Source organism: Nakamurella flavida (assembly GCF_030811475.1).
GTDB classification, from domain to species: domain Bacteria; phylum Actinomycetota; class Actinomycetes; order Mycobacteriales; family Nakamurellaceae; genus Nakamurella; species Nakamurella flavida.
On record NZ_JAUSQV010000001.1, the window covers coordinates 3702575 to 3715749 of the forward strand.

General features: G+C 73.8%; 11 protein-coding genes and 2 tRNA genes. 10 read left to right on the forward strand and 3 right to left on the reverse strand.

The features are described 5' to 3' along the window. Window positions 1-46: 46 nt before the first annotated feature. From J2S58_RS16415 to J2S58_RS16445, 7 genes are all read left to right on the forward strand, one after another. The gene (locus J2S58_RS16415) at window positions 47-502 is read left to right on the forward strand and encodes a tellurite resistance TerB family protein (RefSeq protein WP_205256328.1); all 456 of its coding nucleotides are present in this window, start codon (window positions 47-49) and stop codon (window positions 500-502) included. Between the two features lie 145 nt (window positions 503-647). Beyond that, window positions 648-1484: a class I SAM-dependent methyltransferase gene (locus tag J2S58_RS16420; RefSeq protein ID WP_306828940.1), complete on the forward strand. Its 837-nt coding sequence runs from the start codon at window positions 648-650 to the stop codon at window positions 1482-1484. A 5-nt stretch (window positions 1485-1489) separates the two neighbouring features. Continuing rightward, window positions 1490-2710 (forward strand): DNA polymerase III subunit delta', encoded by a 1221-nt coding sequence (locus tag J2S58_RS16425; protein ID WP_306828943.1) that lies wholly within the window; start codon window positions 1490-1492, stop codon window positions 2708-2710. A 51-nt stretch (window positions 2711-2761) separates the two neighbouring features. Further along, window positions 2762-3580 carry a PSP1 domain-containing protein gene (locus tag J2S58_RS16430; protein ID WP_205256326.1) on the forward strand — a complete coding sequence of 273 codons (819 nt, stop codon included), beginning with the start codon at window positions 2762-2764 and terminating at the stop codon, window positions 3578-3580. A gap of 199 nt (window positions 3581-3779) precedes the next feature. Beyond that, window positions 3780-5318, forward strand: a complete 1539-nt coding sequence (locus J2S58_RS16435; RefSeq protein ID WP_205256325.1) for a M28 family metallopeptidase — start codon at window positions 3780-3782, stop codon at window positions 5316-5318. Between the two features lie 49 nt (window positions 5319-5367). Further along, window positions 5368-5440 (forward strand) — tRNA-Thr (locus tag J2S58_RS16440). A 95-nt stretch (window positions 5441-5535) separates the two neighbouring features. Next, on the forward strand, window positions 5536-6123 hold the full coding sequence (locus J2S58_RS16445) for a hypothetical protein (protein ID WP_205256324.1): 588 nt from the start codon (window positions 5536-5538) through the stop codon (window positions 6121-6123). A 41-nt stretch (window positions 6124-6164) separates the two neighbouring features. On the opposite strand, the gene J2S58_RS16450 is transcribed toward J2S58_RS16445, so the two are convergent. Next, window positions 6165-7397: a hypothetical protein gene (locus tag J2S58_RS16450; RefSeq protein WP_205256323.1), complete on the reverse strand. Its 1233-nt coding sequence runs from the start codon at window positions 7395-7397 to the stop codon at window positions 6165-6167. A gap of 80 nt (window positions 7398-7477) precedes the next feature. After that, entirely contained in the window at window positions 7478-7963 is a 486-nt protein-coding gene (locus J2S58_RS16455) for a MarR family winged helix-turn-helix transcriptional regulator (protein WP_205256322.1), read from the reverse strand. A gap of 99 nt (window positions 7964-8062) precedes the next feature. On the opposite strand from J2S58_RS16455, the gene ribD reads away from it, so the two are divergent. Then, window positions 8063-9148, forward strand: a complete 1086-nt coding sequence (ribD, locus tag J2S58_RS16460; protein WP_370881878.1) for a bifunctional diaminohydroxyphosphoribosylaminopyrimidine deaminase/5-amino-6-(5-phosphoribosylamino)uracil reductase RibD — start codon at window positions 8063-8065, stop codon at window positions 9146-9148. Between the two features lie 155 nt (window positions 9149-9303). Here the strand turns inward: ribD and J2S58_RS16465 are convergent. Further along, window positions 9304-9376 (reverse strand) — tRNA-Lys (locus tag J2S58_RS16465). Between the two features lie 143 nt (window positions 9377-9519). On the opposite strand from J2S58_RS16465, the gene J2S58_RS16470 reads away from it, so the two are divergent. Beyond that, the gene (locus J2S58_RS16470) at window positions 9520-10881 is read left to right on the forward strand and encodes an ATP-binding cassette domain-containing protein (RefSeq protein WP_205256320.1); all 1362 of its coding nucleotides are present in this window, start codon (window positions 9520-9522) and stop codon (window positions 10879-10881) included. Next, window positions 10878-13082, forward strand: coding sequence for a YhgE/Pip domain-containing protein (locus tag J2S58_RS16475; protein WP_205256319.1), 2205 nt, complete (start codon window positions 10878-10880; stop codon window positions 13080-13082). Before J2S58_RS16470 ends, J2S58_RS16475 begins: the two co-directional genes overlap by 4 nt. Window positions 13083-13175: the final 93 nt, after the last annotated feature.

Genomic DNA, 13175 nt, shown 5'->3' on the forward strand with positions numbered 1-13175 from the left:
GACCGTGCGGCAGCGCGCCGCACGGCGCACATCGAAGGGACTGACGATGGCGTTCTGGGATTCCCTCAAGCTCAAGACCCGCGAGATGAACACCCAGCTGGCAACCAAGGCCGGCCAGTTCAAGAACAAGGAGTTCGCCAACGGCACCATGGCGATCTGCGCCCTCATCGCCGCCGCGGACGGGTCGATCGACGCGCAGGAGCGCCAGAAGACGGCCGGTCTGATCATGAGCAACGACGTGCTCAAGGTCTTCCCGCCGGACGAGCTCCGGCAGAAGTTCGACTGGTACTGCTCCAAGCTGGAGAGCGACTTCGACTTCGGGAAGGTCGAGGCCATCGCGACCATCGGCAAGCTGCGCAGCAAGCCCGACCAGGCCCGCGCGGTCATCCAGATCGGCATCATCATCGGCGGCGCCGACGGCACCTTCGACGAGCACGAGCGGGCCGCGGTCAAGCAGGCCTGCCATGCGGTGGGCATCGACCCCGCCGAGTTCGACCTGTAGTTCCCGCGACCTCCGCAGGTCCGGTCGGGGTGACCCGGCCGGGCCGGGGGCACGGCCGGACGGCGGGCCGGTCGGCGGGGACGCCTGCATTACGGTGGCCTGGGCCCGCCGATCCGCGGTCGGCGCGCGAGCAGTGGAGGTCGCAGTGGTGCAGTCCCCCCAGGTCGACCAGGGGCACGGGCAGGCCTCCGGGTGGACCGCGGCCGACACGCAGGACGTGCTCTGCGCCCTGTGCGGCATCCCGGGTCGCGCCCTCTACCGCCTGGATCCCTTCGGGGTGGTCCGCTGCCCGACCTGCCGGTTGGTCTTCGTCTCCCCGCGGCTGACGCCCGAGGCCCTGCAGCGGCTCTACGACGAGCCGGCCTACTTCGAGGGCGGCGTCTACGGCGACCAGGGCCGGTTGTCCCCGGCGATGCTGCTGCAGCGCACCTGGACGGCCGGTCGACTCGCGCTGATCGCCGCCCAGCGCCCCGCCCCGGCCCGGCTGCTGGAGATCGGCAGCGCGTACGGGCTGTTCCTGGACGCGGCCCGCGCCAAGGGGTACGAGGTCAGCGGGGTGGAACTGTCCCGGACGGGCGCCGAGCACAGTCGGGCCCGGTTCGGACTGGACGTGTTCTGCGGTCAGCTGGAGGACGCCCCCACCGACGAGGCCGACGTGGTCTGCTTCTGGGACACCCTGGAGCACGTGCCGGACCCGCTGGAGTTCCTCCGCCAGGTGCGGTCCCGGCTGGCCGACGACGGGGTCTTCGCGTTGTCCGTCCCCTACTTCTCCTCGCTGCCCGCCCGCCTGCTGCGCACCCGGTGGTGGACGCTCAAGCCCGAGCAGCACATCTGGCACTACACCCCGCAGACGCTCTCGGTGCTCGCCGCCCGGGCCGGGCTCGTCGTCACCGAGGTGATCACCAGCCCGGTGCGTCCGGCCAACGTGACCCGGCTGGACTCGCTGGTCGCGATCGGCCGCGCCCTGCCCGCCGGGGACTGATCACCGTGAGCGCAGCGGCAGCGGTGGGCGGCGCGTCGGGAGCCTTCGCCGACGTGGTGGGGCAGGACGAGGCCATCGCCGTGCTGCGCGCCGCGGTGGACGCCGCGCACGGTGACCCGTCCGTCCCGACCGCCGCGATGACCCACGCCTGGCTGTTCACCGGCCCGCCGGGCTCCGGCCGCTCGGTGGCCGCGCGGGCGTTCGCCGCCGCCCTGCAGTGCCCGTACCGCGGGTGCGGGGTGTGCCAGCACTGCCACGCGGTGGCCGCGGCCACCCATTCCGACGTGCGGACGGTGACCCCGGAAGGGCTGACCATCCCGGTCAAGGAGATGCGCGCGGTGGTGCAGTTGGCCGCGCGCCGGCCGGCCACCGGCAGCTGGCAGATCGTCCTCATCGAGGACGCCGACCGGCTCACCGAGGGAGCCTCGAACGCCCTGCTCAAGGCGGTCGAGGAGCCCTCCCCGCACACCGTCTTCCTGCTCTGCGCCCCGTCGACCCATCCCGACGACGTCTCGGTGACCATCCGGTCCCGCTGCCGGGTCATCGCGTTGCGCACCCCGCGGGTGCCGGCCATCGCCGAGGTGCTCGTCCGGCGCGACCGCATCGACCCGGAGATGGCGCAGTGGGCGGCCGCGGTGTCCGGCGGTCACGTCGGACGGGCGCGCCGGCTGGCCACCGACCCGCAAGCCCGGGCCGAGCGGGAGAAGGTGCTGGCCGTGCCGGGCGCAATCCGCCGGCTGGCCGACGTGTTCGCCGAGTCCGCCGATCTGCTGGGCGCCGCGAAGGGCACCGCCACCGCGATGGCGGGCCGCCGGGACTCGGTGGAGCTGGAGGAGCTGAAGACGGCGCTGGGTGCCGGTGGCACCGGTCGCGGCGCGGTCGGCGCCGCCCGCGGGACCGCCGGTGTGGTCAAGGATCTGGAACGGCGGCAGAGGGCCCGGGCCACCCGGACCGAGCGCGACGTGCTCGACCGCGCGCTGGTCGACCTGTCCGGCTTCTACCGGGACGTGCTCGTCCGCTGTTTCGCGGCGCCGGTGCCGCTGGCCAACCCCGACGTGGCCGCCGATGTCGACACCGCCGCCGCGCGGCTCGGCCCGGACGGTGCGCTGGCCCGGCTGGAGGCGGTGCTGGCCTGCCGGGACGCCATCGACCTGAACGTCAAACCGCAGATCGCGGTGGAGGCGATGATGACGGCCCTGCTGTCCGGAGCCGGCACTCGGCCCTGACGTCGCCGGTCCGGGCCCCGGGTCCGCCCGCGGCGGGTACCGTCTGCAGCCATGGGAATGCTCTGCGCCGTGGCCTTCAGCCGGAACGGCCAGCTGCACTACGCCGACCCCGGTGACCTCCGCCCCGAGGTGGGGGACGTGGTGATGGTGCCGACGGCCCAGGGGCCGGTGGCCGCCACCGTCATGTGGGCGTCGGAGTACAGCTCCGAGGACACCGAGGGCTTCCCCCGACTGGCCGGCATGGCCACCCCGTCCGATCTGGTCGCCACCGAGCTGCTGCGCAAGACCAAGGCATCCACGCTGGTCGCCGCCCGCAAGCTGATCCGCGCGCACGGCCTGCCGATGAAGGTGCTCGCGGTCGATCCGCAGCCCTCGGCCGGCAAGATCGTCATCTTCTACTCCTCGCCGGACACGGTCGACTTCCGCTCGCTGCTGCGGGACCTGTCGGCCACCCTGGGCAGTCGCATCGAGCTGCGTCAGCTCGCGGCCCGGGACGCCGTGCGGGTGACCGGGGCGATCGGGTCGTGCGGACGGGACACCTGCTGCTCCACCTTCCTCAAGGACTTCGAGCCGGTGACCCTGGCCATGGCCCGTGATCAGGACCTGCCCGCCAACCCGATGCGGATCTCGGGGGCGTGCGGCCGGTTGATGTGCTGCCTGAAGTACGAGCACCCGCTCTACCAGGAGTTCGCCGCCACCGCGCCGGCCGTGGGTGAGCAGGTGGACACCCCGGAGGGCCCGGGTCGGGTGGTGGGGCACTCGGTGCCGGGGGAGTCCCTGGTGATCAAGTTGGCTGCCGACGGCACGAAGACCGTCTGCCCGAAGGCCTCGGTGTGCGGGGCGCGCAAGGCCTACGAGTCCCGGGACTGACGACCGGGTTCGCTCGACCGACTGACCGACCAGCGCTGCTGCGGACCCGTTCGGGTCTGTGCCTTCGCTGTGCGAAGTGTTAGCTTCCTCACGCGCCCTTCACATCCCCGACCGTGCGTATCCCGCACCCCGGGAGTGGGCGCTCGGGCCGACCCCACCGCCGTCGTCGGCCGACACCCTCGAGGTCGATGGAGGCAGTGTGCGCAAGTCCGCCGCGATCGTGGCATCCCTGCTGTTGGGGTCATTGATCGTCCCCGTGTCCTCGGCATCGGCCCTGGACGACGTCAACACCAAGAAGCTCCGCAACGCGGTCACCGTCAACGGGATCCTCGCCCACGAGCGCGTCCTGCAGCGCATCGCCAACCGCAACGACGGCAACCGGGCCTCCGGCACCCAGGGCTACGCCGAGTCGGTGGACTACGTGAAGGCCCGGCTGGAGGCGTCCGGCTACGACGTCACCGTCCAGGAATTCACCTTCCCGTTCTTCCGCACCCTCGGTCCCTCGACGCTGGCCCAGGTCTCACCCGCCGCGGGCAGCTACGAGAACGCCACGCTCGAGTACTCCGGCAACGGCGAGGTGACGGGCACGGTCGTGCCGGCCGGCGGGATCCAGGTCCCCCCGCCGGAGACCCCGGGGGTGGCTGCCGGTTGCCTGCCGAGCGACTTCGTGCCGGCCTCGGCGACCGAGGACCAGATCGCCCTGGTCCAGCGCGGCACGTGCACGTTCGCCATCAAGACGGCCAACGCGGTGACCGCCGGGTACGACGCGGTCGTCGTGTTCAACGAGGGTCAGCCGGGCCGCGACGGACTGCTGGAGGGGGTCACCCTGGGCGAACCGGTCGAGGTGCCGGTGGTGGGCGTCGACTACGCGGACGGTGCCGCGCTCTACGCCGCGGCCCTGGCCGGCCCGGTCACCCTGCAGGTGTCCACCCAGACCGAGTACGACCCGGAGGCGGTCACCTACAACGTGCTCGCCGACACGAGGAAGGGCGACCCGGACCAGGTCGTCGTGGTCGGCGCCCACCTGGACTCCGTCGTGGCGGGGCCGGGGATCAACGACAACGGCAGCGGGACGGCCACCATCCTGGAGATCGCCGAGGAGATGGCCAAGCTCGGTGTCGCCCCCCGCAAGCAGGTGCGCTTCGCGTTCTGGGGCGCGGAGGAGGCCGGGCTGCTGGGCTCGGAGCACTACGTCGACACCCTGTCCGACGACGAGCTCGGCACCATCTACGCCAACCTCAATTTCGACATGGTCGGGTCCCCGAACTACGTGCGGTTCGTCTACGACGGTGACCTGTCCGATTCCGAGCTGGACGGCGCCGCCCCGCCCGGATCCGCCCAGATCGAGACCCTGTTCACCGACTACTTCGCCGGCCAGGACCTGGCCACCGCACCGACCGCGTTCGACGGACGCTCGGACTACGGTCCGTTCATCACCGCGGGCATCCCGGCCGGTGGGTTGTTCAGCGGGGCGGAAGGCATCAAGACCGAAGCGGAGGCCGCGATCTTCGGCGGCACGGCCGGGGTGGCCTACGACCCGAACTACCACCAGGCCGGCGACACCATCGGCAACCTGAACACGAAGGCCCTGGCCGAGTTCGGCGACGCCGCCGCCCACGCCGTCTGGACGATGGCGCGCAGCAGGTCCGGTCTGTACGAGGACGGGTCGCGGATGGCCCGTTCCGCGCCGCCGACCAAGGACAGCTTCGACCGGTGGGGCTCGGACTGGGTCCGCTGACCCGGGCGTGAGCGGGGGTGTGGCCGGCAGCGGTTACACTTTCCCCGCTGCCGCTTTAGCTCAGTCGGTAGAGCGTCTCACTCGTAATGAGAAGGTCTGGGGTTCGATTCCCCAAAGCGGCTCCGCCCGCACCGCCCGTCACCTGGTCACCAGGTGGCGGGCGTCGTGCGTTGCGGGTCCCGGTGTATCACCGGCCCGCGCCGATCCTCCGTCCGGCATGATGACGAACCGGCGCCTGGCGCCGATGCTGATCGTGCTCGGTCTGGCCGTCGGGGGATGCGCCACCACGGGACCCGGCCCCGGACCGGATCCCGGTTCCGGCCCGTCGGTGTCCGGGGACGGCTTCGCCGGGCTGACCGTCCTGCGTTCCTCCGTCAGCGACGTGGAGACGAGCCTGGGGTTGACCACGCCGTTCTCGGCGCCGCAGACCGAGGACTGCTCCCTGCACATCTGGGCCGACGACGGGTTGGCGGTGACGACCACGGCGGCGGGGACCGTCCTGGCCTTCGTGATGCAGGGACCGGAGGCCAGCACCCCGCAGGGCATCGCCGTCGGCAGCACCGCCGCCGACCTGGACGCGGCCTACGGCTCCGCACTGACGGTGATCCGGCGCGACTCGCCGGCCGGCGGCCCCGTGGTGCTCGTCGACAACCGGACGAGCGACGAGTCCAGCCATCTGGCCTTCGACCTGACCGCCGACGGCGACGTGGCCAGGATCCGGGTCGGGGCGCTGCCCTGGGTGGGGTACGCCGACTACTGCTCGGACGAGGCGAGCCGGCCGGAGAGCACGGGCTGGCCGCTGTAGGCCGGCGCGCGGCCGTTCGTCCGGGCGGGGCGCCGGGGCAGTCAGACCGTCTCGACGATCGGCCCGATCCCGCGCCAGGCCCGGCCGGGTTCGGCGGCCGGTCGGTCGGTGGCCGTGCCGTACCGGCCGGGGGACTCGATCCCCGCCGTGGTCACCGGGCCGGCGGTGACCGGCAGGTCGAACGCGTCGGGGAGTGCGGTGAAGTCGGCCGTCCCGTCGGTCTGCACGACCTGGACCTGGTACGTGGCACCGGGGTGCAGCAGTGCGCCGGACAGATGCAGCACGTTGCGGCCGGGGGAGACGGTCACGCTCTCCTGCACGAGCAGGGTCCCGCCCAGCCAGAGCTGGGCCAGCACCGTCCGGGGTTCCCGCCCCGGGTGCTCCCACAGCAACCCGGTGAACGCGCCCGGGATGGTGACCCGGAACCGCAGACCGGACGCGACGACGCCGGTCCCGTTGTGCTGACGCCCGGGGGACAGGCCCGCGTCGAACGGGAAGTGCGTCGTGGTCCACGGCGGTTCCGGCTGCGCGGGATCCCAGGCCCACACCTTCATCCCGTACACCCGCAGGTGGCCTTCCCCGTGCGTCCCGGGGGTGTGCGATCCGGACTGCAGCAGGAAGGCCATCGGTACCCGGGGGACGGCCGTGCGGGTCTGGTGCAGCAGCCGGTACGGCCCGCCGGCGACCGCGGTGAGGATGCGGACCGACCCGGGATCGCCCCGGTCGGGCCGCGGCGGACGCCACTCGACGAGGGCCTGCACCCGATCGGCCAGCCGCACCCCCGGTCGCCGGAGGACATCAGTGGTCCCGGCCGGGTCGGCGTGGTGGAAGGCGCCACCCACCGCGGTCGAGGTGAGAGCTGCCTCCACCACGTCGATCTCGCCGTCGTCGGGCCAGCGGCCGCGGTGGGGGAAGAGCAGGACGGCGAGCCCGAAGTTCTCGGGTTCGCCGGTCACCGCCAGGTCGCACCACATCCGCCCGCCGAGCAGGGCGTACTCCCCGTCGGCCAGCACCGGCTTGAGCACCGCGGCCAGCGGGGTCGGTGTGCCGTCCACATCGCCGACGTGGCAATGGATGTCGAACCAGCCGGCGTGCTCGGGCACGCTCAGCGTGCGGCTGATGTCGTACCGGGCGCGGCCCGAGGTGTCGCCGCCGCCGCAGTAGGTGGTGAGCATCCCGCCGTAGGCACCGGCGGCGGCGCAGGTCGGATCCAGGGCGCCGCGGTCGGGGAGGTGCTCGAACGCGCCCACCGGCATCGGCACGGTGGGCACCATGCGGGCCAGCATCGGCCCCCACCCGGGGGCCGCGTCCGGGAGCTCCGGTGCAGCGCGCTGGATCACGGCCGGCCGGTCGATCAGGAGTGGCGGTGGCCGGGGCGCAGGGTGTCCTGCGTGAGCCGCGCCGTGACGATCTCGCAGATGTGTCGCAGTTCGGCCACCTGGTCGTCGTCCAGGCCGTCGAACACCATGGAGCGCACCGTCTCCGCGTGCCCGGGGGCGACGCGTTCCAGTTCGGCCCGGCCGGCCGGGGTGAGCTCGGCGATCTGGCCGCGACGATCACCCGGGGCCGGGGTGCGGCGCACCCAGCCGGACTGCTCGAGCCGGGCGACCGCGTGCGACAACCGGGACTGCGACGAGCGGGCCGCCGTCGCCAGCTGGTTCATCCGCAGGCATCCGTCGGGTGCCTCGGACAGGGAGACCAGGATGATGAAGTAGGCGTGCGGCATGCCCGCGGCGGCATGCAGATCGCGCTCGATCCGCTCGTTCAGCTCGCCGCTCATGGTCAGGAACGCCCGCCAGGCCGCCTGTTGGGACGCGGACAGCCACGGGTCGGAGCTCACCTGCGAAAGTGTAGAGCCAAGGTAATTGAATCTTCACCGTTCCCGGCCGCTGCGTCCGGTGTCGGGGCGGGGGTCGAGACTGGACCGGTGACATCCGCCGTGAGCACCGTCGAGATCGCCGCACTGGACGAGGCGGCCGCCCTGGCCGCCCGGGGCGCCGGGACCGCCCTGCCCAACCCGGTGGTGGGGTGCGTGCTGCTCGACCCGGCCGGCGGCGTGGTCGGCCGGGGCTGGCACGAACGGGCCGGCGGGCCGCACGCCGAGGTGGTGGCGCTGGCCGAGGCCGGTGCGGCCGCGGCGGGGTCCACCGCCGTCGTGACGCTGGAGCCGTGCAACCACACCGGCCGGACGGGCCCGTGCTCGGCGGCCCTGCTGGCCGCCGGGGTGGTGCGGGTGCTTGTGGCTGTCCGGGATCCGTTCCTGCCCGCCGCGGGCGGCATCGAGCACCTGCGTGCCGCCGGCGTGGAGGTGGTGGACCTGAGTGCGGTGGGTGCGGACGACCCGGCGGCGGCGGCGGCGGTGGTCGCTTCCCGGCAGGTCAACCGGGTCTGGCTCACCGCGGTGGCCCGGCAGCGGCCGTACGTCACCGTCAAGGCGGGCATGACCCTGGACGGACGGGTCGCCGCCCCGGACGGCACCAGCCGGTGGATCACCTCGGCGGAGTCCCGGGCCGATGTGCACCGGCTGCGGGGCGAGGTGGACACCATGCTCGTCGGCGTGGGCACGGTGCTCGCCGACGATCCCGCGCTGACCGCGCGGGGCGCCGACGGCCGGCCCACCGGGCGGCAGCCGCTGCGGGTGGTGCTGGACTCGGCCGGGCGTACCCCGGCCGGCGCCCGGGTCCGCGACGACGCCGCGCCCACCTGGATCGTCACGGCGGACGAGACACCCGCGACGGACACGGGTCTCGATCTGGCCGGCGTGCTGGCCGAGCTGTACCGGCGGGGCCGGCGGCACGTCCTGGTGGAGGGGGGCCCGCGGGTGGCCGCGTCCTTCTTCGATGCCGGGCTGGTCGACGAGGCGCTGTTCTACCTCGCGCCGACGGTGCTCGGGGCGGGGACCCCGGCCGTGGCCGGCGGTGCGGCGGGCACGCTGACCGACCGGCGGGACGGCGAGCTGGTCGAGGTCACCCGCCTGGGGCCGGACGTCCGGCTGCGGGTGGCGTTCCCGTCCGCCGGGCGTTGAGCCGTCGTCACGGGGCCCTGTCACCCGCTCGCGCCTGCACACCGACCCGACGGAACGACTCCTAGAGTCGCAGCATGTCGCTGCGTGGGTCCGGTGGTCCGGCGGGGGAGTGGGCGGTGACCCGCCGGTGGACCGGGTCACCCGGTCGGGAAGGGTGGGCCCCGTGGGACTCGAACCCACAACCCGCGGATTAAAAGTCCGCTGCTCTGCCAATTGAGCTAGAGGCCCCGACGGCCGGAGCGGCCGCGGACCGAGCCTACCGGCAGGCCCGCGGTCCGACCCCGCTCCGGTGCCCGGACGGTCCGCGGTGGGGTGGGTGCAGGACAGGGAACGCCCGGCGACCGTTGCCGGGGAGAGACGAGGGGACCGCCGTGGGGTTGTTCAGCAAGCGCGCCGCTCGGGCGGGTCAGCACCGGGCGGACCCGGAACAGGCCGAGCTGACCGACCCGGGGGTGCAGGACGGTGTCCCACCCCTGGGACCACCGGCGTCCGGACCCACCGACGGTCCCGACGGCGCGGGTCCGGCCGACCCCGCCGAGCGCGCGGGGCGGCACGAGGCCGCCGACCCGGTCCCGCCGACCGCGCTGGCCTGGTCGGCGCCCATGGAGGCGCCGCCGCTGGCCTCCCCGTCGCAGGGTCCGGTCGGCATCGACCCGCCCGACGGAGCCCCGACCGAACTCGTCGCCCCCGTCGATGCCCCGGTGGAGATCGTCCCGGTCGGGGTGGCGCGGCCCGAACCGGCCCTGCAGGCCACCGGCCTCGGGGTGGCCGCCGACGGGCAGTGGATCTTCCAGGGGGTCGAGCTGCTGGTGCGGCGGGCCACCGTGGCCGCCGTCGTCGGCCCCCAGGGTTCCGGCCGGTCCAGCCTGCTGCTCGCGGTGACCGGCCGGCTGGCCGTCACCGCCGGGACCGCTGCGGTGGCCGGCGTGCTGGCCATTACCGATGCACCCGCCGTCCGGCAGCTGACGGCGGTGGCCCGGCTCGGCGACGTGGTCGCCCTCGAGGCGTCGCTCACCGTCGCCGAGTCGGTGGACGAGCGATGCCTGATCGACGGGGTCCGGACCTCCGCCGGCCGGGTCCGGTACGCCGAGGCCGCGCGGGTGCTCGGTCTGGCCGTGCCGGAGTACCTGCTCGTCCGTGATCTCACCCAGGAGGAGGCCACCCTGCTCGCGGTGGCCGTGGCCTGCGTCCGACCCAGCGATCTGATCGTCCTCGACGATCTGGACCGCGGTCTCGACGCTCCTGCCCAGCACCGGGTGGCCAAGGCGCTGAGTCGGCTGTCGCTCGTCGGCCCGGCCGTGCTGGTCTCCACCGTCGACGGCTGGCCGGTGAAGAACGTCGTCGCCACGATGATCACCCTGCCGCCCCGCGACCGGACCGCCCTGATCCGCCCGGTCGAGGCCGTGGTCGTCGTCCCGGTGGCCGCCCCCGCGAGCATCCCGCCCGTCGTGGACCCGTCCTCCGCCGCCGCTGCCGGTGCCGCCCCGGAGTCGGTGGCCCCGCCGCCCCCGGCCTCCCCGGACGGCCCGATCGTGGCCGACCCGGCGTTCGCGCCCCCCGAGCCGCCCGTCGAGCCGCCGACCGAGCTGCTCGCCCGACCCGAGCTGCCCGCCGGGCCGCCCACCGCGCCGGTCGCCTTCCCCGTGGCCGCGTCCGCCGGGACCGACCCGGCCACCCGCACCCCGAACACCGGCACCCCGAACACCGGTACCGAGAGCAAGGACGCCCGATGATCTCCGCCTTCCGGCTCGGCAGCTTCGAGCTGCGACGGTTCAAGGGCCCGTTGCCGATCCTGGCCCTGGTGTTCGTCCTGCTGGTGCCGCTGCTCTACGGCGCGCTGTACCTGTGGTCGACGTGGGATCCGTACGGCCGGCTGGACAAGGTGCCGGTCGCGGTGGTCAACCAGGACCAGGCCGTCTCGGTCGACGGGCGCACCGTCGACGCCGGTGACCAGTTCGTCGCCGAGCTGCAGAACAACCCGATCTTCGACTGGAACTTCGTCGAGCAGTCCGAGGCCGAGACGGGCCTGGCCCAGGGTCGGTACTACCTGGTCATCACCGTCCCGTCGGACTTCTCCGGGAACCTGGCCAGCGGCCCGGGCATCGACCCGCAGCGTGCGGTGCTCCAGCTGCGCCGCGACGACGCCAACGGCTACGTCATCGGCACGCTGACCGACTCGGTGAAGGACCGGCTCACCGCGGCCATCGACAAGGCCGCCATCGGGGCCTACTTCGACGCGGTGTTCACCAACCTGCAGAACATCCGCAGCGACGTCACGGCCGCCGGGGACGCCGCCGGTCAGCTCGCGTCCGGAGCCGGCACCGCCGTCACCGGCGGGTCCGACCTGGCGGGCGGGCTGGTCTCCGCGCAGGACGGCGCCACCCAGCTGCTGAACGGACTCACCGACGCGCAGAACGGCGCCACCCAGCTCGCCACCGGAGCCACCACGGCGCAGCAGGGATCGGCCCAATTGAGTTCCGGGGTCGCCGACGCGCAGGCCGGTGCCCAGCAGCTGTCCTCCGGTCTGGGCACGCTGTCGACCGGGTCGGGCCGGCTGGTGTCCGGCGCCGACCAGGTCGCCACCGGCACGGCTCAGTTGGCCGGGACGGCCGTCCCCGTGCTGGACGCGATCGGTGCCGCCATCCCCCGGATCACCGCCGCGAACACGGCCTTCGCCGACCTGATCGACGCCGACTCCGGGCAGGCCACCGGCCGGTTGGCCGAGCTGGCCACGCTGGCCCAGCAGCTGCCGGCCGGGCCCACCAAGACCGCGCTCATCGAGGCGCTCAACGCCGCCACCACCGACGTGGCCACCGCCGCCACCGCGGTCGACTCGGCCGTGGCCGCCCTGAACGCGGACGGCGGCGTGGTGGCCGGCGACGTGTCGGCCGCCGCGTCCCAGATCGACCAGCTGGCCACCGGGGCCGCCGCGGTCGCCGACGGGGCAGCGGACGTCGACGCCGGGGTGTCCTCGGCGGCGTCCGGCGCGACCGATCTGGCCAGTGGACTGTCCACCGCCTCCTCGGGAGCGCAGAGTCTGGACTCCGGGCTGCTCGGCCTGGTCGACGGGGCGAACCAGCTCGGCCAGGGCCTGGTCACCCTGCAGACCGGGGCGCAGTCGCTGTCCGACGGCATCGGTACCGCGCAGACCGGGGCCGGTTCGCTCACCGACGGCATCTCCCAGCTGCAGGCCGGTGCCACCCAGCTCGCCGACCAGCTGAACCAGGGCGCGGCCCGCATCCCGGCGCTGACGGAGGACCAGTCGAACTCCGCCGCCCAGGTGCTCTCCGAGCCGGTGGACGTGCAGACCACGGTGGACAACGCCGCGGTGTACTACGGGCGCGGGCTGGCCCCGTTCTTCTTCGCCATCGCGATGTGGGTGTTCGGCATCACCGCCTTCCTGGTGCTGCGGCCCATCTCCGGGCGCGCCCTGGTCGGCCGCGCCTCGGCGCTGCGGTTGGCGATGGCCGGCTGGCTGCCGATCCTGGCGGTGGGCGGCGCGGGTGCCCTGATCCTGCTGGGCGTGTGCTGGGCGGCGCTCGGGCTGGACCCGGTCAACGTCGGGCCGACGTTCCTGGTGATCCTGCTGGCCGCGGCCTGCTTCACCGCCATCGCCCACCTGCTGCGGACGGCGCTGGGGGTGGTCGGGTCGGCGCTGACGCTGGTGCTGCTCATGGTGCAGCTGACGAGCGCGGCCGGCATCTACCCGGCCGAGACGCTGCCCGCTCCGCTCCGGGCGATCCATCCGTTCCTGCCGATGACGTATCTGGTGGACGCGCTCCGGGTGGCGTTCACCGGCGGGTTGGCCGAGCACCTCTGGCGGGATGTCGCGGTGCTCGCCGCGTTCGCCGTGCTGGCGCTGGCCATCACGGTGGCGGTGGTGGCGCGACGCAAGCGGTTCGCCCTCCGCGACCTGCATCCCGCACTGGGCTAGCTCGGCGCAGACTCGTCCGCCCGCCCCGTGCTGATCGGGGCGGGCGGCTCCGGAGACCGACGTCACAGGGAACCTGGTCGACGGCGCGGCTCG